This window comes from Agrobacterium sp. H141 (assembly GCF_057158725.1).
Genome location: NZ_CM169893.1, coordinates 2,082,589 through 2,099,907, shown reverse-complemented (window position 1 = coordinate 2,099,907; position 17,319 = coordinate 2,082,589). Strand labels below are relative to the sequence as shown.

Genomic DNA, 17,319 nt, shown 5'->3' with positions numbered 1-17,319 from the left:
TGCTGTGATAAAGCATTCCCATGTGCCAACCTGTCACCGTGACAAATTCTCTTTGGCACAGGGCCGGCTTTGGGTCTAAGAAGGATACCATCACCTTCCTAGCCCTCCCGACCGGCCAGTCTCCCATGAAACAGATCCTCTCCATCCAGTCCCATGTCGCCTATGGCTATGTCGGAAACCGCGCGGCTGTGTTTCCGCTGCAGCGTATGGGCCACGAAGTGACGGCCATCGATACGGTTCAGTTTTCCAATCATACCGGTTACGGTGCCTGGACTGGTGAGGTCTTTTCGGCAGCCAGCATCGAAGCCATCCTGGAAGGCTTGGAGGCGCGTGGCGTCCTGAGCCAGATCGACGGGCTGCTAACAGGCTATCTTGGCGATCCGGCGGTCGGCGAGGTCATCCTTTCGCTGAAAGACAGATTGCCAAAACATGCATTATGGCTTTGCGACCCGGTGATGGGCGATGTGGGGCGCGGCTTTTTCGTGCGCCCCGGCATCCCTGAATATTTCAAGGAGCGTGCCCTTGGCCGCGCCGGCATCATCACCCCCAACCAGTTTGAGCTGGAATATCTGACCGGTATCACCATCCATACGCTGGAGGACGCAAGACAGGCCGTGCGTGCGGCTCACGAGATGGGGCCGGACATCGTTTTGTTGACCTCGCTCATTCACGACAATACGCCTCTGGACCGCATCCAGATGCTGGCATCTGCGAAATCTGGAGAGCAATTCGTTGTCTCCACGCAAAGATTGCCCCTTGATCCTGCGCCCAATGGCGCGGGCGACTGCACATCGGCATTGTTCCTCGGTCACCGTCTTGCCGGTGAGAGCCTGGAGTCTGCGCTGTCGAAGACGGCCTCCAGCGTGTTCTCACTGTTTGAAAAGACCATGGCTGCGGGTCGGCGCGAATTGGCAATGATTGCAGCCCAGGACGATTTTGCCAATCCGGCTCCGCTTGCCACAACTGCGCTCTGATCGCAGGCAGAGACAGCGGCCCTTCACGGCCAAGCCAGATGTTCATACAACCTTTGCCGGTAGCGCCTTATTTAAGGCTGACTTGTATCATTGACCGGACAAGTGTCTTGCATGATGGTCGCAAGTCACACATATGCATCCGCAGTGACACTCCATCGGGCGACAAGAGCAGTTGAGAAATTCTGAAAATTCCAAGCCCCATGGTGGGCCTCGCTGGCTGGGTCCGACCACGCCCAGCCGAACGGCACTGATCCCGCCGATCTCGGCTGCCCGCTGGTTGCTGGTTCTGATTGTCATCGCCGGCATCTATTTCTTCCACGGTTTCGTCGTGCCGATGCTGGCTGCCCTGGTGATCGCCTTTGCCAGTTGGCCGCTCTACCGCAAGCTTCTGCAACAGGTCGGTGGCAACACCACCATTGGTGCGACCATTTCGCTGATTGCCATTCTCGTTTTCCTGGTGGTCCCGATCGGCATCGCCGGCACCTACACGGTGGAAGAGCTGCGCCAGTGGATAGGCTGGGTGCTGGAGGTCAATCGTGCCGGTGCACCGCCGCCGGACTGGATCGCGAGACTGCCGGGCGTCGGCGCATGGCTTGCAGAGCGCTGGGTCGTCCATGTCGGCCCGCCGGGAGCAATCGGAGAACTGATCCAGATCGTCTCCGGTGCCAATATCGGCAATATCTACCGCGCCTTGCTCGCAGCAGGCGATGGCGTGTTCCATCTGCTTCTCACGCTTCTCTTCATGCTGATCGCGCTGTTCTTCGTATATCGCGATGGCTCGAAATTTGCGCAGCAGCTCGACTTGCTCGGCGAGCGTATTCTGCCGCACCGCTGGGAGCGCATGTCGAGGGTTGTGCCAGCCACAATCAGCTCCACCGTCACCGGCATGACGCTGATCGCGATTGGCGAAGGTATCGTGCTCGGCACGGCCTACTGGCTGGCAGGGGTCCCCTCGCCCGTGACGCTTGGTGTCCTGACAGGTGTGATGGCGCTCATTCCAGGCGGCGCGCCACTCGCCTTCACGCTTGTGTCCTTGTATTTGCTTGCAAGCGGATCCTATGTGGCTGGACTGGCGCTCTTCATCTGGGGCGCAGTGGAGCTCTTTGTGGTCGACAAGACAATCCGACCTCGGCTCGTCGGCGGGCCGATCAAGCTGCCGTTCCTGCCGACCTTCTTCGGGCTGATCGGCGGCGTCAAAACCATGGGTTTCCTTGGTCTCTTCATCGGACCGGTGCTGATGGCATTGATCGTTGCCATCTGGCGCGAATGGATGCGCGAAGTGGAACTGTCGCACGGATTGGCAAACGGAACGATTGCCGAAGACCCAGTCGAAGAAGCAGAAGAGATCAAGCCGATCCGCAAGGCAACGCCGATCTGATCGAGTTTGGACCGGCTGCGGACATTACTCTGCAGCCGCCGCACCAAATTGCGCATGATAGAGCCTTGAGTATTGGCCTCCTGCCGCCAGCAATTCATCATGACCACCCATCTCTGCGATCCCCCCCTCGTCGACAACAACGATTCGAGCAGCATCGCGAATGGTCGCCAGACGGTGGGCGATCACCAATGTCGTGCGACCGTCGGCAAGCTCTCGCAGAGACTGCTGGATTGCCTGTTCGGTTTCGGTATCGAGCGCAGATGTGGCCTCATCGAGGATGAGGATCGGCGGGTTTTTGAGGAACATCCGGGCTATCGCCAGACGCTGCTTCTGCCCGCCGGACAATTTCACGCCGCGTTCGCCAATAACCGTATCGAGCCCCTCCGGCATGGCGCCGATCACGCCATCGAGGCGGGCACGGCGCGCAGCCTCCCAGACCTCGACATCGCTGGCATCGAGGCGTCCATAGGCGATATTGTCGCGAATGGTGCCGCCAAACAGGAACACATCCTGCTGTACGATACCGATCTGGCCACGCAGAGAGGCCAGCTTCAGATCGCGGATATCGTAGCCATCGACCGAGATCGCCCCCCCTGTGACATCATAGAACCGCGGCAGAAGAGAACACAGCGTGGTCTTGCCCGCCCCCGATGGGCCGACAAAGGCAATGGTCTCGCCCGCATTCACAGACAGGTCGACATCTTGAAGGACAGGGCGCCCCTCGACATAGCCGAAACCGACATTGTCGAACCGGATGTCCCCTTTGAGCTGCGGTGCTTCCTTGGCCGCAGGTTTGTCCTCGACATCAGGTTCCGTCTCCATGAGCTCTGTAAAGCGACGGAAGCCGGCAATGCCCTTGGGATAGGTCTCGATGACCGAATTGATCTTCTCAACCGGGCGGAAGAACACGCCGATTAGCAGCAGGAAGCTGACAAAACCGCCATTGGAGAGCTCGCCCCTGATCACCAACCAGGCACCCACAATCATCACGATCATCTGGATCAGCCGCATGCTCATATAGCTGAGCGAAGTACTTGCGGCCATGATTCGATAGGCTTCGAGTTTGGTGCGGCGATAGCTCTGATTGTCTTCCTCAAACAGCGAGCGCTCATGGTTTTCATTGGCAAAGGCCTGCACCACGCGGATACCGCCGACATTTTCTTCGATGCGCACGTTGAAATTACCGATACTGCCGTAAAGCCTGCGGAAATTCTCCGTCATCCGACGACCATAGCGGCTGGTCACCCACGCGGTCAGGGGAACCACAAATGCAGTAATCAGAGCCAGTTTGGAGTTGATGGAAAACATCAAGAGCAGCGCGCCAAGGAAGGTCATGATGGCGATAAAGAGATCTTCCGGCCCATGATGGGCCACCTCGCCGATCTCTTCGAGATCCTTGGTCAATCGTCCGACCAGATGTCCTGTCTTGTTGTTGTCGAAATAGCGGAACGACAATTTCTGCACATGGGCAAACGCCATGCGTCGCATGTCTGTCTCGATATTGATCCCAAGCATATGGCCCCAATAGGTCACAGTCGCCATCAAGCCGGTATTGATCACATAGATCACCAGCAACGCCGCTGATGCTGCCACGATGACACCCCAGTCGCCCGAGGGAAGAAGCTTGTCGACGAACAGCTTGACGGCCATTGGAAAGCCGAGTTCCAGCAATCCTGTGACAATGGCACAGCCAAAATCGAGGAAGAACAGCGGCAGATAGGGACGATAGAATGAGAAGAAGCGCAATAGCATGAAAGACAATCCGTAACACGTCGCAGGACACAGCGAATATGAGCCCTTCTGTCATGTTTGTGCTGCGCGGCCAAGATCAACCTGGCGGGTTTTCCGCGACAAGGTCTCGCAAGGCAGGCGTCATCACAGGAATGGTTTTCCGAATGCCATGCTTCTGCTGCAAAGCGCTGATTGAACATGTCCATCCTATGCAAGAGGTAGAACGCCATGCAGACCGCTCTCATCCTGATGACCATCCTCGGCTGCGATGACAGCATCAGCCAGTGCAAGTATGTCGATACGGTCAAGCAGCAATTCGTCAGCGTCGAACTATGCGATGCTGCCTCGGAAAAAATGCTCGCTGGTTACGGCAATGTTGCCTATCCGACTGTCGTGGCCGTTTGCCGAAAGGCCGACGATCCGGCCATTGCCGCTATCGACGGCGCACCGCAGCCACCCAAGACAGAGAAAGTCACCCCCGCAATCAAACCGTCCGTGACCGCGGACATACAACCAGGTGCCGTCACAGTTCCGGAACCTGCCGAGGACCAACGCAAGTCGCTGGCGACGCGTGCCATCGATACGGTGCGCGAAGCCTTGCCAGGCAAGGCCGATGTGAAGATGGTCTTTGAGACCCCAATCCACGTCGTCGCGGACAGCTATTCCTGGGTTGCCCGAAAGCTCACCCACAAGCCGTAATCACCCGCCGGGAATCAGGCTGCGACGAGTGAAAACCCACTGGCGAAACCACGGGCGAACCGCCGTTGTTCGTTAATGGAAATCTTGTCAATGATGGCCAGCATATTGCGGGCGGCTTCGCCGGCATGGCTGCTCTGTTCAAAATGCAGGCGAAGCCGGCTTGCGATATCTGGCAAAGTACCGCCTTGCGGCGACTGCAAAGATTCGCGCAACGTCAGAATGGCGTCGGCAAAGATCGGGCTTATCTCGCGAACGACACCTGCCGATTCCACCAGCGCCCGCACCGCATGAAAACGACCTGTCGCCAGCACCGAGCGCACACGCCGGTCTTCGAGACCGCACAGGTTGGCGATGGCTGACGAGAACAATTCGGTGCGACCGCAGCAAAGGGCCTCCATCAGAAACGACGGCGTCAGCTTTCCACTGGTGCGAAGATGCTCGACCAGTGCGCCGTGATCGTCGGCAACGGCATGATCGGCAATTTCCAACGTTGCTGAGGTACTGGCCTCACGCGCGACATTGTCCACGCGGCGCGGATTGACCGCGGCACGAACAAGCGCAGAACCGATCAAGGCTTCGCTGACAAATTCAAGAAGCATATGGCGGGCATCGGCGGGCAAGTCTTCACGGTCGAGAAGCAGACCGCGAATCTCCGGACGCTTTCCATGGCGTTCGGCAATGCGCCGCAGCGTCGGGCGCCAGATCCGGGCAGACCTGTTCTCCAGAAGAAGCAATGTGTCGTCGGTATCGCCAACTTCTGCGATGGCGGCAGAAACGCCGACGGAGAGATTGGGACGCGCCGCAACAAGTGCGCGCAGGCAATCGCTGCCACGCCCGACCAGGTCGACCAGGTCCGAATCCCTTAGAACCGGTGAACGCAGCACAACGGTGCACGCAATCTCCAGCTGGTCCTCGGCAAAGGACATGATCATGTTTCGTGGGGTATCGGCTGAATCGGCCAGCACGTCTGCCAGTGCAAGCCGCACCTGGGGCGACGGATCGTCCAGCAAATAGGTCATAGCAAGTTGGGCTGCCTGACGCTCTTCTGCATCCATGGAAGACTGCAAAAACGCTCGCCCGAGCGCGTTCGCCGCGCGTACCCGCTCACCGGTTTTAGCCGTTTCGACCCAACGAAGAAAAGCCTCTACAATCACGATCAAATCCATTCGCCATACAACAGCCCTACATGAGCCTAGGTATAACCCTAGACAGAAAACGTTTAAGATTGGTTCACCATGTCCGTTAACTGTAAGGAGTGCCTGTGACCCGTCCGCTTTTGCTGAAATCCGGCCATACCCCGATCAGTGTGATCATACCCTACGCCCCGGACTTGACGGCTTCCGAGTTGCCGCGCGGAATAGCGCTTTTGCTCGATGCCGCGCGCCTGGAAAAACCCGAAACCGACCCGCAGGAGATCCCCACGGCGTTGGAGGGCATACCGGTCATCATCCGCTGCAGGCCACTTACCCATGATACCGCACTCAGCAAGGATCTGGCTCTTGCCATGCGCATGAAAGCCGACGCGGTGCTTCTGCCGCAGGTGAGACACGGTGCCGATATACAGCAACTTCATGCCTATCTGGATGTGCAGGAGGTGGAGGCCGGTTTGGAGCTCGGCAAAACCACCATCATCGCCATATCCGGCGACAACGGTGCTGGCGTATTGAACGGATCTAGTTTCGCGGGCAAATCCGAGCGACTGAAGGCCCTCGTCTTCGATCCCCTTGCGTTCAAAGCCGATATCGGGCTGAACGGAAAGGAAAGCCTGGTGGAAATAACCGCACGCGCGATGACCGTGATGGCGGCTTCAGCAGCCGGCTTGTCAGCCATCAAGTTCGGTGACACATCCGGCAGCGACGATCACTATTCTGCAAGAGCAATCATGGCACAGCGCGACGGCTTTGACGCCGTCATGGCCGCTACGCTCTCGCAGGCGCGCATAGCACGCGACAGTTTGACGTCAGAAACATGACGATGCCTCAGGGCCTGGCAGGCCGCATCAACTCAAAGACTTCGTCGGTTTCGGCATAATCCATGTACCCCAAACGGGTAACCGGGCGCGCCAAGCCGATGTCGATCCGACCCTTGGTGATGATCGCCTCATCGATATGAATACCGACCACCTGCCCGAAGATGACGTAATTTTCAGAGACTTCGCCATCGACTGAACGCGGCCTGACAACCTCCGTCGTCCGGCACTCAAGCACGGCATGGGCTTCGCCGACATAGGGGGCATCGACAAGACGACCGATGACGGGCGTGAGGCCAGCGATCGCAAATTCGCTTTCCCCGTAAGGCACAGCAATCGACGACCTGTTCATCTGCTCCACCAGACCGCGGGACACGAGGCTACACGTGAAAGCGCCGGTTTCCTCGGCATTCTTCAGGCTATCCTTGGCACCGCTCGACGAAAACATCACCAGTTTGGGACGATCGCTGACGGCCGTGAAGAACGAATAGGGCGAGAGGTTATGGGAGCCATCGCGCCCCTTGGTCCCGATCCAGCCGATCGGCCTGGGTGCCACAATCGCCTTGAAAGGATCGTGGTCCAGTCCGTGCCGGTTTTCCGCTGTCTCGTAGAACATCAATCCTCCTCGCCGCCAACCCATGTAACGACATCAGCAAGCTCTGGCCGCGGTCGCTCGGTAACCGGAAAATCGGTCGAGCCGATATGGATGAAACCGGCAACCTTCTCATCCGCATTGATGCCAAGCAGTGGCCAGGCGCGCTGATCGAAGGCGAACCATTCCGACAGCCAGTTGGACACAAAACCCGTCGCATTGGCTGCCATCAACAGATTGAGGCAAACGGCACCGGCAGACATAACCTGTTCCCATTCCGGAATCTTGCCATGGGGTGCCGCGCGGCTGATCACGGCAATAACAACGGGTGCACGCGTAAAGCGCGCCCGCTCGACGTCGATCATCTCTGCGCTGAGATCGGGCTTGGCCTCAAGCGCCAGCTTTAAGAGCGCTTCACCGATTTCGGCCCTTTTGTCACCGCGATAGACGATGAACCGCCATGGCGCCAATTTCCCATGGTCAGGCACACGCACGGCAAGCTTGAGAATATCGTCAAGCTCCTGCCGCGATGGCCCGGGTTCACGCATCTGGAATGCCGGCACCGAGCGGCGCGTTGCGAGATATTCGGCGAGAGTAAAGGGATTTTTCATGCGGGAATGCTCTCTTGTAGGGAAAGATCGGACGTCGGACTTGAAATTGCCATGTCGTTGGGATTGAAATTGCTGCCTGTAGTTAAGAAGTCAACCGGTTGCATTCCAGTAATGTCATTCATTCGCGCCCTCGTGCTGTCTTTCGCGATCCTGTCGATATCATGTGCGAGCATGACGTCCGCCCGTGCGCAGGAGAATGCATTCGACGCGTTCAAGCAGCTCGACAACAATGCCAAGATGCCGAAACTGAACGCCTTTTCACCTGCCCTTCCCGATGTCAGTGCGCCCGATACCAGTGCCAGGAATGTGGTGATGGAAGCGCGTTTGACGACGGATGGCGAGGCCATGACCGAGGGGTTGAGCTGGCGGGTCTTCAGTCCCATCCCCGGCGAAGATGGTAAGCTTCCGCTTCTGGCAAGCGCCGAGGGTGGATCGGCAGACTTCTTGCTCACGCCCGGCGACTATTTCGTCAATGTCGCCTTCGGTCGCGCTGGAACAACCAAGAAACTGAGCATTCCGGAAGAAGGAAAGCTCGATCCACAAGTCATGGTTCTGGACGCAGGCGGCCTTTTGCTGAACGCAATTTCCGGCTCGGATACGCGCATCCCGGCTCAACAGCTTCGCTTCGATATCTATTCGGAAGAAACCCAATCGGACGGAAAGCGAGGCCTGATCATTGCGGATGTCAGGCCCGACACCATCATCCGCCTCAATGCCGATACCTATCATATCGTGTCCGAATACGGGAACATCAACGCCACCATCCGCGCCGATATCAAGGTGGAGGCCGGCAAACTGACCGAGGCAACGATCCAGCACCGCGCAGCCCAGGTGAACTTCAAGCTGGTCTCCGAACATGGTGGAGAAGCCATTGCCGATACGGCTTGGTCGGTGCTTGCCAACTCGGGCGATATTGTCAGCGAAAGCGTGAGCGCCTTCCCGACCATGGTTCTCGCCGAAGGCGAATATACCGCGATTGCCCGCAACAAGGACAAGATCTACCAGAAGGACTTCACCGTCGTCGCCGGTGTCAATTCGGATGTTGAACTGCTGCTGGAAAACTAGGCGGCAATTTTGACCTTGTCTCGCCCCATGATTTTAATGCGCCGCACTTTCGCCGGCGCTGCCATGGAGAAGACCGAGTCATAGAGCTTGGTCAGCAACAGCTTGCGGTCACCCATGAGCGCGATATCTTCCCACGATAGCACCGGACCAACACGCGCAGAAATCGTCGACCCCGACAGGCGCCGAAACTCGCGGATCAGAAGCGAGATCCGCAACGTCATGGACAGTCGACTGGCCAGGTGGAAAAGCGCACCATTTTGACCTTCGAAGTAGATCGGGATGACGCTTGCCTGTGCGGCCTGGACAAGCTTTGCAGGAAACATTTTCCAGGGCAGATCCTCGGCGCGGCCAAAGCCCTTCTTGGCTGTCGCAACGCCACCGGCCGGAAACACCACCACCGTGACGCCTTCTTTCAAAAGCCTCACAGCTTCATGGCGCGTGCGCATATTCATCGCCAGCGCTTCCTTGGTTTCCTCAAAAGACACCGGCAGCGAATAGGGCTCCATCTCCGGAACCTTCAGCAACTCGTCATTGATCAAAACGCGAAACGGTCGGCCCAATTGTTCTGCCATGGCGAGAATGGCGATGCCGTCGCCGATACCGAAGGGATGGTTGGCAACCACCACCACAGGCCCCGCAGGCAGGTCTGTCGGCGGCCATGCCCCCTTGGCATCCAGCGTCACATCGATAAGGTCGAGCATCTTGCCAAACACGCGGTCTGACTTTCCAACGATATCTCTGCGCCAGATATCATAGAGACGGGCATAGCGATCACGACCCGACAAACCTTCGATGGAGCGAATGAACCAGCGCTTGATCTTGGGATCGCGCGCATTGGCGTAACTGAGTTCTTCGAATCGCAAGGCAAACCTCCTGCCGATGATCGAAGAGCTATGCCTTTGGGCCATGACAGCCGGATGACAAACGGACGATTGACGCGATTGCACCTGCCAGCGTGAAGACACAAACGAAAAACGGCGGGCCTTTACCCGCCGTCTCCGGTTATTGCTTAGCCGGCTTACTTTGCCGCGTCTCTGGCCTCTTGTGCCGCCACCTTGGCCAAAAGCTTGCGCTGGATATCCGGCGGTGAGGCTTCGCCGGAAAGAAGCGCAATGGCTTCAACGAGAGGCATCGACGTCTGGTTTTGCGAGCCGAGACGACGGATGTTGACCGTTTCCTCTTCCGCCTCGCGCTTGCCGCACACAATGATCACCGGCACCTTGGTCACCGAATGCTCGCGGACCTTGTAGTTGATTTTCTCGTTGCGGAAGTCAGTCTCGACCTGAAGGCCGGCATCGCGCAATGCGTCGGCAACGCCCTGACCATATTCATCGGCATCCGAGGTAATTGTTGCCACCACGACCTGAGTGGGCGCAAACCACAACGGCATATGGCCGGCAAAGTTCTCGATCAGAATGCCGAGGAAGCGCTCCATCGAGCCGCAGATTGCCCGGTGGATCATCACCGGCTGCTTCTTCTCCGAATTCTGGTCGATATAGAACGCACCGAAGCGCTCCGGCAGGTTGAAGTCGACCTGCGTCGTGCCACACTGCCATTCACGGCCAATGGCGTCCCGCAGCGTGTATTCGAACTTCGGACCATAGAAGGCACCCTCGCCCGGCAAGATGCCGGTCTTGATGCGGCCACCTGACTGCGCCTCGATGGTCTTCAAGACGTTCATCATGATCGATTCGGCGTGATCCCAGTTTGCATCCGAGCCCACCCGCTTTTCCGGACGGGTCGAAAGCTTGACCACGATTTCCTTGAAGCCGAAATCCTCATAGACAGACAGGATCAGGTCATTGATGCGAAGGCATTCCGCCGCAAGCTGATCTTCCGTGCAGAACACATGCGCATCGTCCTGCGTGAAGCCGCGTACGCGCATCAAACCATGCAATGCGCCTGATGGCTCATAGCGATGCACATTGCCGAATTCGGCCAGACGCACGGGCAGATCGCGATAGGATTTCAAACCGTGCTTGAAGATCTGCACGTGGCCCGGGCAATTCATCGGTTTCAAGGCAAAGATGCGCTGGTCGGCCTCTTCGTCATCCGGATGCGTAAAGGCATGGGCCGATTTCACCGCGAACATGTTTTCCTGGTACCAGCCCCAGTGCCCAGAGGTCTCCCAAAGCGTCTTGTCGAGGATCTGCGGCGCGTTGACTTCCTCATAGGTTCCAGCCAGCCGGCGACGCATATAGGCCGTCAGGGCCTGGAACATGCGCCATCCCTTGCCATGCCAGAACACCACGCCTGGACCCTCTTCCTGGAAATGGAACAGATCCATCTCGCGTCCAAGCTTGCGGTGATCGCGCTTTTCGGCTTCCTCAAGAATGTGCAGATAGTTGTCGAGTTCTTCCTGCGTCGCCCAGGCAGTACCGTAGATGCGCGTCAGCATCGGCTTGGTCGAATCACCGCGCCAATAGGCGCCGGCAACCTTCATCAGCTTGAACGCGGTGCCGATCTGGCCAGTCGAGGCCATATGCGGACCACGGCAAAGATCGAACCAGTCGCCCTGATGATAGATCTTGAGATCCTGGCCTTCCGGAATCATGTCGACGAGCTCTACCTTGTAGGCCTCGCCCTTGTCGGCAAAAACATCCTTTGCCTTTTCACGCGTCCAGATTTCCTTGGTGAAGGCGGCATTCCGCTGAATGATCTCCTTCATCTTCTTTTCGATACGGGGCAGATCTTCCGGCGTGAACGGCCAGTCCTCACGCGTGTCGGGATGGACACGTTTGAAGTCATAATAGAAGCCGTTTTCGATCACGGGACCGATTGTCACCTGTGTGCCGGGCCAAAGCTCCTGTACGGCCTCTGCCATCACATGCGCGGCATCATGGCGAATAAGTTCGAGCGCCCGCGGATCCGTGCGGGTGACGATTTCGATAGTGCCATCGGTGACCGGATCGGAAAGGTCGCGCAGAGTGCCATCAAGCGCAATCGCGACGGCCTTCTTGGACAGCGACTTCGAAATCGATTCGGCCACAGCAAGACCGGTCGTGCCGGCCTCGTATGAACGAATGGAACCATCAGGAAATTTTAGGGAAACGGCATCTGCCATGGTCTGCTCCTTGATCCAGTCCCGCCAACGAATGCGGGTGGTGAAAACCGGTCGTGATAAAGTTGGTATGACCGGCCATTAACGGGCGCGTGATAGTCGCTAAATGCTGTTGAGTAAAGGTGTCCACCGGCCGACAGGGAATTACAGATCTCTGCCAGCGCGAGACTCCCGCCTGTCTCACCTGTCCTCGACCAGAACCTCGGTAATCAGTCCTGCGTCATTGAATGTGATCGTCTCGATTCCCTGTCGCACCAACGGCTCGCCTGTCTCGCCATGGCTTGCCCTCAAGCGCCAGAACGAACGCGCCCGATGCGGCCCCAAAGTCTCGACCTTGTCATTGGATGCAACCTGATCCCCATAGACGTCGAAATAGGTGCGAAACGAAGCCATGATCGCATCGCGCCCCGTCTTGTCTCCCGTGCCGCCGGAGAGGTAGACGGCGTCTCTGGCAAAACAGGCTTCGATGGTGTCGAAGTCGAGGGCATTGATTGCATCGTGAAAGAATTGCAGGCGCGCTGCTGGATCGAATGTCATCTCTACCTCTAGGAATCGAGGGGTTTTCTCTTCCGCCCGGCCTGAAGAAAACGCCAGGGTGTCCACCAGTGCCAGTGCTTATCCAGAACGTCCGGTACCCGATCGATACCGTGAGTCCCGCCGGGACCGCAACGCCCGACCCGAAAGAGTGTGAGCCAGCCGCCATTCCACAGACCGTAACGGGCGATGGCCTCATAGCCATATTCGGAACAGGTCGGCAGATGCCGGCAGGAATTGCCGATAAAGCTGGAGAGCGTCAGCTGGTATAGGCGGATAAGCCCCATGCCCAGCAAGCGATCCGGCGTCTTGCGAAAAGGGCCGTCATAATTGCGGGTTTTTCCGGGTCCGGCACCGCCGTGCCGATGATCAGCGCACATCACCGACACTCCGGGGCAAAAGTCCGCCTGTTCACTCTGCCGCAGCCGTCGTTTTTTGCGCGATCTGGTCGAGACAATCGACAACAGCGTCGAAGGTCAGCATGGTGGACGGATGGCGCGCCTTGTAGTCCTTGACCGGCATCATGTAGCGCATGTCTTCAAACCGGCCGGAAGGACCCGCACCACCGTCTTTCAGCATCGCCAGCATATCGCTACGTGCCTGCCGCAATTCATCGGCGCTTGCCCCGACCACATGACGCGCCATGATCGAGGACGAGGCCTGACCGAGCGCGCAAGCCTTCACCTCATGGGCAAAATCAGCCACCCGGTCGCCATCCATCTTCAGATAGACACGCACCCGTGAACCGCACAATTTCGAGTGTTTTTCCGACGTGGCGTCGGCATCGACAAGCGTTCCGCTTCGCTCGATGTTCCCGGCGAATTCGAGAATCTTGCTATTGTAGATATCGTCCATGATGCCATCTCGTTCAGCTATGCGGTCACGCTCGCCGATATTTGCGGCAAAGCACAGCGCCACTGCACCTTTATTCTCTCCCCCACTGTCCTATATGGAATGTTGTTACCCGGTCCACGGAAAACAAGGTTTCCCAATACCGGCACCGTTCAATTCAACGCGGAAGCTTGCAAATTGCGCGCGAGTTCCGCATTTAGCGCCGATAGAACGGCAGTATAACGGGGTTCGCAACCAGTTGCGGACCGGGAGTTTGAAAGCGATGGACGCAATTGTGAAGAAGTTGATGCCGGAGGTCGCAAAGCCCACCCGCCAGGAAGCAGAAGAAGCAGTACGCGTTCTGCTGCGCTGGGCCGGTGACAATCCCGAACGTGAAGGGCTTCTCGACACCCCCAAACGCGTCGTCAAAGCCTATGAGGAAATGTTCTCCGGCTATCATGCCGATGTCGATCAGGTCCTTGGCACCACCTTCGGCGAAGTTTCGGGCTATGACGATATCGTGCTGGTCAAGGACATTCCCTTCCACTCCCATTGCGAACACCACATGGTGCCGATCACCGGGCGGGCGCATGTGGCCTACCTGCCGCGCGACCGTGTGCTGGGTCTGTCCAAGATCGCCCGCGTGGTCGACGTCTTCGCCCGCCGTCTTCAGACACAGGAATCGATTACCGCCCAGATCGCCGGTGCCATCGACAGCAGCCTGAAGCCACGTGGTGTGGCCGTGATGATCGAGGCCGAACATATGTGCATGGCCATGCGCGGTGTTCGCAAGTCAGGATCGACAACAATGACCACGACCTTTACCGGCGAGTTCAAGAACAATGCCGCCGAACAGGTGCGCTTCATGACCATGCTTCGCATTCAGTAACACCGCGGTGAAGGACACCAGCATGACCGTCGCATTCGACCCGCCCGCAAAAGACAAGACAATGCTCGAGGAAGGTGCGCCTTTCACGCCCAAATTCGATGATGCGGGCCTTGTTACTGCCGTGGTGACAGATATCGCCGACGGCGAGTTGCTGATGGTCGCCCATATGAATGCGGAAGCGCTGGCGCTCACGCTCGAAACCGGTATCGCTCATTATTACAGCCGCTCGCGCGCGAAAATCTGGAAAAAAGGCGAAAGCTCAGGCAACTTTCAGACAGTGCGGGAACTGCGTACTGACTGCGATCAGGATGCCGTCTGGCTGAAAGTAGAGGTTGCTGGCCATGGCGCGACTTGCCATACTGGTCGTCGTTCCTGCTTTTACCGTGTCGGTAAGGCTGAAGATGGCCAGGCGCGCCTTGAAATGGTCGACGACCACAAACACTTTAATCCAGACGACGTTTACGGCTGATCCGTTCAATTTTTATGCTGTTGCCCGTTCCATACTCAGCCGCACACCCGACTTAAATCTTTGGTAACGACACAATGCGCTTAATGGCACATTGGAATGTTCGGCGGCGAGGAATGAATGGTTATGCTGAACTGGAGTTTGACACGTCAGCCCGCTGCGGCGCCATCAGACAGTCCCGGAGGGCCTGCCAACACCGATGGCGGCGGTATCATGACCCTGGAAAAGCCTGCTGCGCCCAAAGCCAAAATTGCCCTTGCCCTCGGCGGCGGCGCGGCGCGCGGCTGGGCCCATATCGGTGTCCTGCGTGCGCTCGACGAAGCGGGCATAGAGGTGAGCATGATAGCCGGCACGTCAATCGGCGCACTGGTCGGTGGTTGCTACTTGGCCGGACGCCTCGATGAGCTGGAATCCTTCGCCCGCTCCCTCACCATGCGCCGCATTGCCGCTCTTCTGGATCTGACCATCGGCGGCGGCGGCCTTCTGGGCGGCATGCGCCTGACCAAACGGATGCAGGAATATCTGCAGGGCCTCAATATTGAAGATTTGCCACTGCCTTTTGTCGCAGTCGCATCCGAACTCAACAGCGGCCATGAAGTCTGGATCGACGGCGGCAATCTGATTACCGCAATCCGCGCATCTTATGCCCTGCCCGGCATTTTCGAACCCATCAAGTGCAACAACCGGACACTGGTGGATGGCGCACTGGTCAATCCCGTCCCGGTTTCCGTCTGCCGTGCCTACGAACAGCCGCTGGTGATGGCCGTCAACCTTCATTACGACCTGTTCGGCCGCTCCGCCGTGGTCAAGCACAAGGCCCAGGAACTGGGCGTGGATGCGGACTTCCGCAAGGGCAAGAATCGCATGGGCGTGACAGCCGTGATGGTGCAGGCCTTCAATATCATTCAGGACCGCATCTCCCGGGCACGTCTGGCCGGCGACCCACCCGATCTGGCCCTTCATCCGCGCGTCAGCGAAATCGGCCTGTCGGAATTTCACCGCGCAGGCGAATCAATCGACCGCGGCTATGAGGAAGCCATGTCGCGCATCAGCGAGATCCGGCGCATGCAGGAAGCTGTTGCCCGGTAAGATGACCACCTCCGGACGAACAGGCCTCTTCCGACTGCCAGACCATCAACCGGCGATATAGGCCTTGATCTGTTCAGCCTCGAGTTCGATTTCACGAATGCGGTTTTTCACCACGTCACCAATCGAAATGATGCCGACGAGCTTGCCACCGGTTTCAACCGGCACGTGGCGGAAGCGTCTTGCACTCATCACTTCCATCAACTCGTCAACGGTTGCCTCTTCGCCGCAGCGATAGACATTGGCTGTCATCACAGTTGCCACAGGCTGGCTGAGACCTTCCGGACCGCTTCTACCGATCGCGGTGACAAAATCACGCTCTGTGAAGATGCCGACGATCCGCTCTTCCATGCCGACCACGACGGTGGCGCCGATCTTGTGTTGCTCAAGAACGCGAGCCGCTTCTGCAAGCGTGACATTAGGGCCGATGGTGACGACATTGCGCCCTTTTTCATCGAGTATGGTTTTGACCGTTACCGACATATGCTCCTCCTTCTTAAAGCACTCATGCTTCCCGGAAGCCTCGCCGAATTACGCCTCCACGAGACGATGCGTTCCGGTAGGGAGCCTGCCTTTAATTAGGAGATAATGCAATACACCAGAATGAGACAGGGATTATCGGTCGAATGCACCAAAGAACAGGAAACCGAACAGGAAACCGCCAATATGCGCATCCCAGGCTATCTGGGCCGACATGTCGCCAAACAATGGCAAACCGAAAGCAATGGCCAGGTTGCCGAAAAGCCAGGCGGCGGTGAAGACCAGCACGGTTCGCTCCTGCAACGCCTGACCAATGGAAAGCCGCGGCACCTTGCCGCCTGGAAACAACCTGGCGTGCCGCTCAGGACCGCCGAAGGCGAAACGGCAGGCCGACCCCATCAGCGCCGACACCACGCCCGATGCGCCGATCATCAATGAGGGTTCACCCCAGTTGAGCGCAGCATGCAGCGCCGCACTCGCGATCGAAGACAATATCCAGAACACAACGAATCGCGTCGCACCAATGCGGCGGTAGACGGGTGTTCCAAAAGCTGCAAGCCATAGACCGTTGAAGACGATATGCTCGATGCTGCCATGCAGAAGAGAATAGGTAACGGGGCTCCAGAGCCATTCCAACCCCTGCTCCGACAACGGATAGACATAACGCGCCGGCGAAAAGCCGAAGTTGACGACAAAGCTCTCTTCCAAAGTCGGCGACATCAGAAGCGATTGAACAGCGTAAATGACCACCAGCAAGCCCAGGGCCACAAGAATGCCAGTCGGCAGATTGAACACCGGCTCGCGCGGCGGACGTTCCCCGCCGGTACCGAAGGTGTTTGGACCGCGGGCGTCAGGCTGTTGTGACGGATGAGGTGTATCGTTCATTATGGAGCAGTCTCCCGATTTCAGGGCACAGCCATACAGGAGCAAATGGCTAAAAAAAAGCCGCCCGG

The 17,319-nt window shown here is 57.9% G+C and carries 19 protein-coding genes; 8 read left to right on the top strand and 11 right to left on the bottom strand.

Features of this window, described 5'->3' with window-relative positions:
* Window positions 1-125 precede the first annotated feature (125 nt).
* Entirely contained in the window at window positions 126-974 is an 849-nt protein-coding gene (gene pdxY / locus ACWPM9_RS09655; protein WP_484757535.1) for a pyridoxal kinase PdxY, read from the top strand.
* A gap of 172 nt (window positions 975-1,146) precedes the next feature.
* A complete protein-coding gene (locus tag ACWPM9_RS09650) occupies window positions 1,147-2,352 on the top strand; it encodes an AI-2E family transporter (protein WP_428186859.1) in 1,206 nt (401 codons plus the stop codon).
* Between the two features lie 24 nt (window positions 2,353-2,376).
* Here ACWPM9_RS09650 and ACWPM9_RS09645 read toward each other — a convergent pair whose 3' ends face one another.
* On the bottom strand, window positions 2,377-4,104 hold the full coding sequence (locus ACWPM9_RS09645) for an ABC transporter ATP-binding protein (protein WP_484757534.1): 1,728 nt from the start codon (window positions 4,102-4,104) through the stop codon (window positions 2,377-2,379).
* 207 nt (window positions 4,105-4,311) lie between these two features.
* On the opposite strand from ACWPM9_RS09645, the gene ACWPM9_RS09640 reads away from it, so the two are divergent.
* The gene (locus tag ACWPM9_RS09640; RefSeq protein ID WP_484757533.1) at window positions 4,312-4,782 is read left to right on the top strand and encodes a hypothetical protein; all 471 of its coding nucleotides are present in this window, start codon (window positions 4,312-4,314) and stop codon (window positions 4,780-4,782) included.
* Window positions 4,783-4,796: 14 nt separating this feature from the next.
* On the opposite strand, the gene ACWPM9_RS09635 is transcribed toward ACWPM9_RS09640, so the two are convergent.
* Complete coding sequence (locus ACWPM9_RS09635; RefSeq protein WP_484757532.1) at window positions 4,797-5,948, bottom strand: DUF2336 domain-containing protein; 1,152 nt, start codon at window positions 5,946-5,948, stop codon at window positions 4,797-4,799.
* A 95-nt stretch (window positions 5,949-6,043) separates the two neighbouring features.
* Here ACWPM9_RS09635 and ACWPM9_RS09630 point away from each other — a divergent pair, with 95 nt between their 5' ends.
* Window positions 6,044-6,754 (top strand): aldolase/citrate lyase family protein, encoded by a 711-nt coding sequence (locus ACWPM9_RS09630; protein ID WP_484757531.1) that lies wholly within the window; start codon window positions 6,044-6,046, stop codon window positions 6,752-6,754.
* 7 nt (window positions 6,755-6,761) lie between these two features.
* Here ACWPM9_RS09630 and ACWPM9_RS09625 read toward each other — a convergent pair whose 3' ends face one another.
* On the bottom strand, window positions 6,762-7,367 hold the full coding sequence (locus tag ACWPM9_RS09625; RefSeq protein ID WP_428186864.1) for a flavin reductase family protein: 606 nt from the start codon (window positions 7,365-7,367) through the stop codon (window positions 6,762-6,764).
* The gene (locus tag ACWPM9_RS09620; protein ID WP_484757530.1) at window positions 7,367-7,954 is read right to left on the bottom strand and encodes a nitroreductase family protein; all 588 of its coding nucleotides are present in this window, start codon (window positions 7,952-7,954) and stop codon (window positions 7,367-7,369) included. The genes ACWPM9_RS09625 and ACWPM9_RS09620 overlap by 1 nt, the downstream gene beginning before the upstream one ends.
* Before the next feature lie 111 nt (window positions 7,955-8,065).
* Here ACWPM9_RS09620 and ACWPM9_RS09615 point away from each other — a divergent pair, with 111 nt between their 5' ends.
* Entirely contained in the window at window positions 8,066-9,019 is a 954-nt protein-coding gene (locus tag ACWPM9_RS09615; protein WP_428186866.1) for a hypothetical protein, read from the top strand.
* On the opposite strand, the gene ACWPM9_RS09610 is transcribed toward ACWPM9_RS09615, so the two are convergent.
* From ACWPM9_RS09610 to ACWPM9_RS09590, 5 genes are all read right to left on the bottom strand, one after another.
* The gene (locus ACWPM9_RS09610; RefSeq protein WP_484757529.1) at window positions 9,016-9,882 is read right to left on the bottom strand and encodes a lysophospholipid acyltransferase family protein; all 867 of its coding nucleotides are present in this window, start codon (window positions 9,880-9,882) and stop codon (window positions 9,016-9,018) included. The two genes, ACWPM9_RS09615 and ACWPM9_RS09610, sit on opposite strands and share 4 nt — an antisense overlap.
* A gap of 155 nt (window positions 9,883-10,037) precedes the next feature.
* Window positions 10,038-12,083, bottom strand: coding sequence for a threonine--tRNA ligase (thrS, locus tag ACWPM9_RS09605; RefSeq protein WP_428186868.1), 2,046 nt, complete (start codon window positions 12,081-12,083; stop codon window positions 10,038-10,040).
* Between the two features lie 177 nt (window positions 12,084-12,260).
* Window positions 12,261-12,617, bottom strand: a complete 357-nt coding sequence (locus ACWPM9_RS09600) for a nuclear transport factor 2 family protein (RefSeq protein WP_484757528.1) — start codon at window positions 12,615-12,617, stop codon at window positions 12,261-12,263.
* An 8-nt stretch (window positions 12,618-12,625) separates the two neighbouring features.
* On the bottom strand, window positions 12,626-12,994 hold the full coding sequence (gene yidD, locus ACWPM9_RS09595) for a membrane protein insertion efficiency factor YidD (protein WP_484757527.1): 369 nt from the start codon (window positions 12,992-12,994) through the stop codon (window positions 12,626-12,628).
* 31 nt (window positions 12,995-13,025) lie between these two features.
* Window positions 13,026-13,469 (bottom strand): iron-sulfur cluster assembly scaffold protein, encoded by a 444-nt coding sequence (locus ACWPM9_RS09590; protein ID WP_484757526.1) that lies wholly within the window; start codon window positions 13,467-13,469, stop codon window positions 13,026-13,028.
* 259 nt (window positions 13,470-13,728) lie between these two features.
* Here ACWPM9_RS09590 and folE point away from each other — a divergent pair, with 259 nt between their 5' ends.
* The 3 genes from folE to ACWPM9_RS09575 all read left to right on the top strand — a co-directional run bounded on the left by folE (window position 13,729) and on the right by ACWPM9_RS09575 (window position 15,889).
* Window positions 13,729-14,334, top strand: a complete 606-nt coding sequence (folE, locus tag ACWPM9_RS09585) for a GTP cyclohydrolase I FolE (RefSeq protein WP_484757525.1) — start codon at window positions 13,729-13,731, stop codon at window positions 14,332-14,334.
* Between the two features lie 22 nt (window positions 14,335-14,356).
* Window positions 14,357-14,803, top strand: coding sequence for a phosphoribosyl-AMP cyclohydrolase (gene hisI, locus ACWPM9_RS09580; protein WP_484757524.1), 447 nt, complete (start codon window positions 14,357-14,359; stop codon window positions 14,801-14,803).
* Between the two features lie 123 nt (window positions 14,804-14,926).
* Window positions 14,927-15,889: a patatin-like phospholipase family protein gene (locus tag ACWPM9_RS09575; protein WP_428186874.1), complete on the top strand. Its 963-nt coding sequence runs from the start codon at window positions 14,927-14,929 to the stop codon at window positions 15,887-15,889.
* A gap of 45 nt (window positions 15,890-15,934) precedes the next feature.
* Here the strand turns inward: ACWPM9_RS09575 and ACWPM9_RS09570 are convergent, their stop codons facing one another.
* Together ACWPM9_RS09570 and ACWPM9_RS09565 are read right to left on the bottom strand one after the other, a co-directional pair.
* Window positions 15,935-16,369: a CBS domain-containing protein gene (locus tag ACWPM9_RS09570; RefSeq protein ID WP_428186875.1), complete on the bottom strand. Its 435-nt coding sequence runs from the start codon at window positions 16,367-16,369 to the stop codon at window positions 15,935-15,937.
* 132 nt (window positions 16,370-16,501) lie between these two features.
* The gene (locus ACWPM9_RS09565) at window positions 16,502-17,251 is read right to left on the bottom strand and encodes a rhomboid family intramembrane serine protease (RefSeq protein ID WP_484757523.1); all 750 of its coding nucleotides are present in this window, start codon (window positions 17,249-17,251) and stop codon (window positions 16,502-16,504) included.
* Window positions 17,252-17,319 lie beyond the last annotated feature (68 nt).

What these genes read in the sequence shown, in the direction of transcription:
- ACWPM9_RS09625 (WP_428186864.1), bottom strand. Translation starts at nt 7,367, where the DNA reads ATGTTCTACGAGACAGCGGAAAACCGGCACGGACTGGACCACGATCCT.
- ACWPM9_RS09640 (WP_484757533.1), top strand. Translation starts at nt 4,312, where the DNA reads ATGCAGACCGCTCTCATCCTGATGACCATCCTCGGCTGCGATGACAGC.
- folE (WP_484757525.1), top strand. Translation starts at nt 13,729, where the DNA reads ATGGACGCAATTGTGAAGAAGTTGATGCCGGAGGTCGCAAAGCCCACC.
- ACWPM9_RS09635 (WP_484757532.1), bottom strand. Translation starts at nt 5,948, where the DNA reads ATGGATTTGATCGTGATTGTAGAGGCTTTTCTTCGTTGGGTCGAAACG.
- ACWPM9_RS09565 (WP_484757523.1), bottom strand. Translation starts at nt 17,251, where the DNA reads ATGAACGATACACCTCATCCGTCACAACAGCCTGACGCCCGCGGTCCA.
- ACWPM9_RS09590 (WP_484757526.1), bottom strand. Translation starts at nt 13,469, where the DNA reads ATGGACGATATCTACAATAGCAAGATTCTCGAATTCGCCGGGAACATC.
- thrS (WP_428186868.1), bottom strand. Translation starts at nt 12,083, where the DNA reads ATGGCAGATGCCGTTTCCCTAAAATTTCCTGATGGTTCCATTCGTTCA.
- ACWPM9_RS09570 (WP_428186875.1), bottom strand. Translation starts at nt 16,369, where the DNA reads ATGTCGGTAACGGTCAAAACCATACTCGATGAAAAAGGGCGCAATGTC.
- yidD (WP_484757527.1), bottom strand. Translation starts at nt 12,994, where the DNA reads ATGTGCGCTGATCATCGGCACGGCGGTGCCGGACCCGGAAAAACCCGC.
- pdxY (WP_484757535.1), top strand. Translation starts at nt 126, where the DNA reads ATGAAACAGATCCTCTCCATCCAGTCCCATGTCGCCTATGGCTATGTC.
- ACWPM9_RS09615 (WP_428186866.1), top strand. Translation starts at nt 8,066, where the DNA reads ATGTCATTCATTCGCGCCCTCGTGCTGTCTTTCGCGATCCTGTCGATA.
- ACWPM9_RS09645 (WP_484757534.1), bottom strand. Translation starts at nt 4,104, where the DNA reads ATGCTATTGCGCTTCTTCTCATTCTATCGTCCCTATCTGCCGCTGTTC.
- hisI (WP_484757524.1), top strand. Translation starts at nt 14,357, where the DNA reads ATGACCGTCGCATTCGACCCGCCCGCAAAAGACAAGACAATGCTCGAG.
- ACWPM9_RS09600 (WP_484757528.1), bottom strand. Translation starts at nt 12,617, where the DNA reads ATGACATTCGATCCAGCAGCGCGCCTGCAATTCTTTCACGATGCAATC.
- ACWPM9_RS09620 (WP_484757530.1), bottom strand. Translation starts at nt 7,954, where the DNA reads ATGAAAAATCCCTTTACTCTCGCCGAATATCTCGCAACGCGCCGCTCG.
- ACWPM9_RS09575 (WP_428186874.1), top strand. Translation starts at nt 14,927, where the DNA reads ATGCTGAACTGGAGTTTGACACGTCAGCCCGCTGCGGCGCCATCAGAC.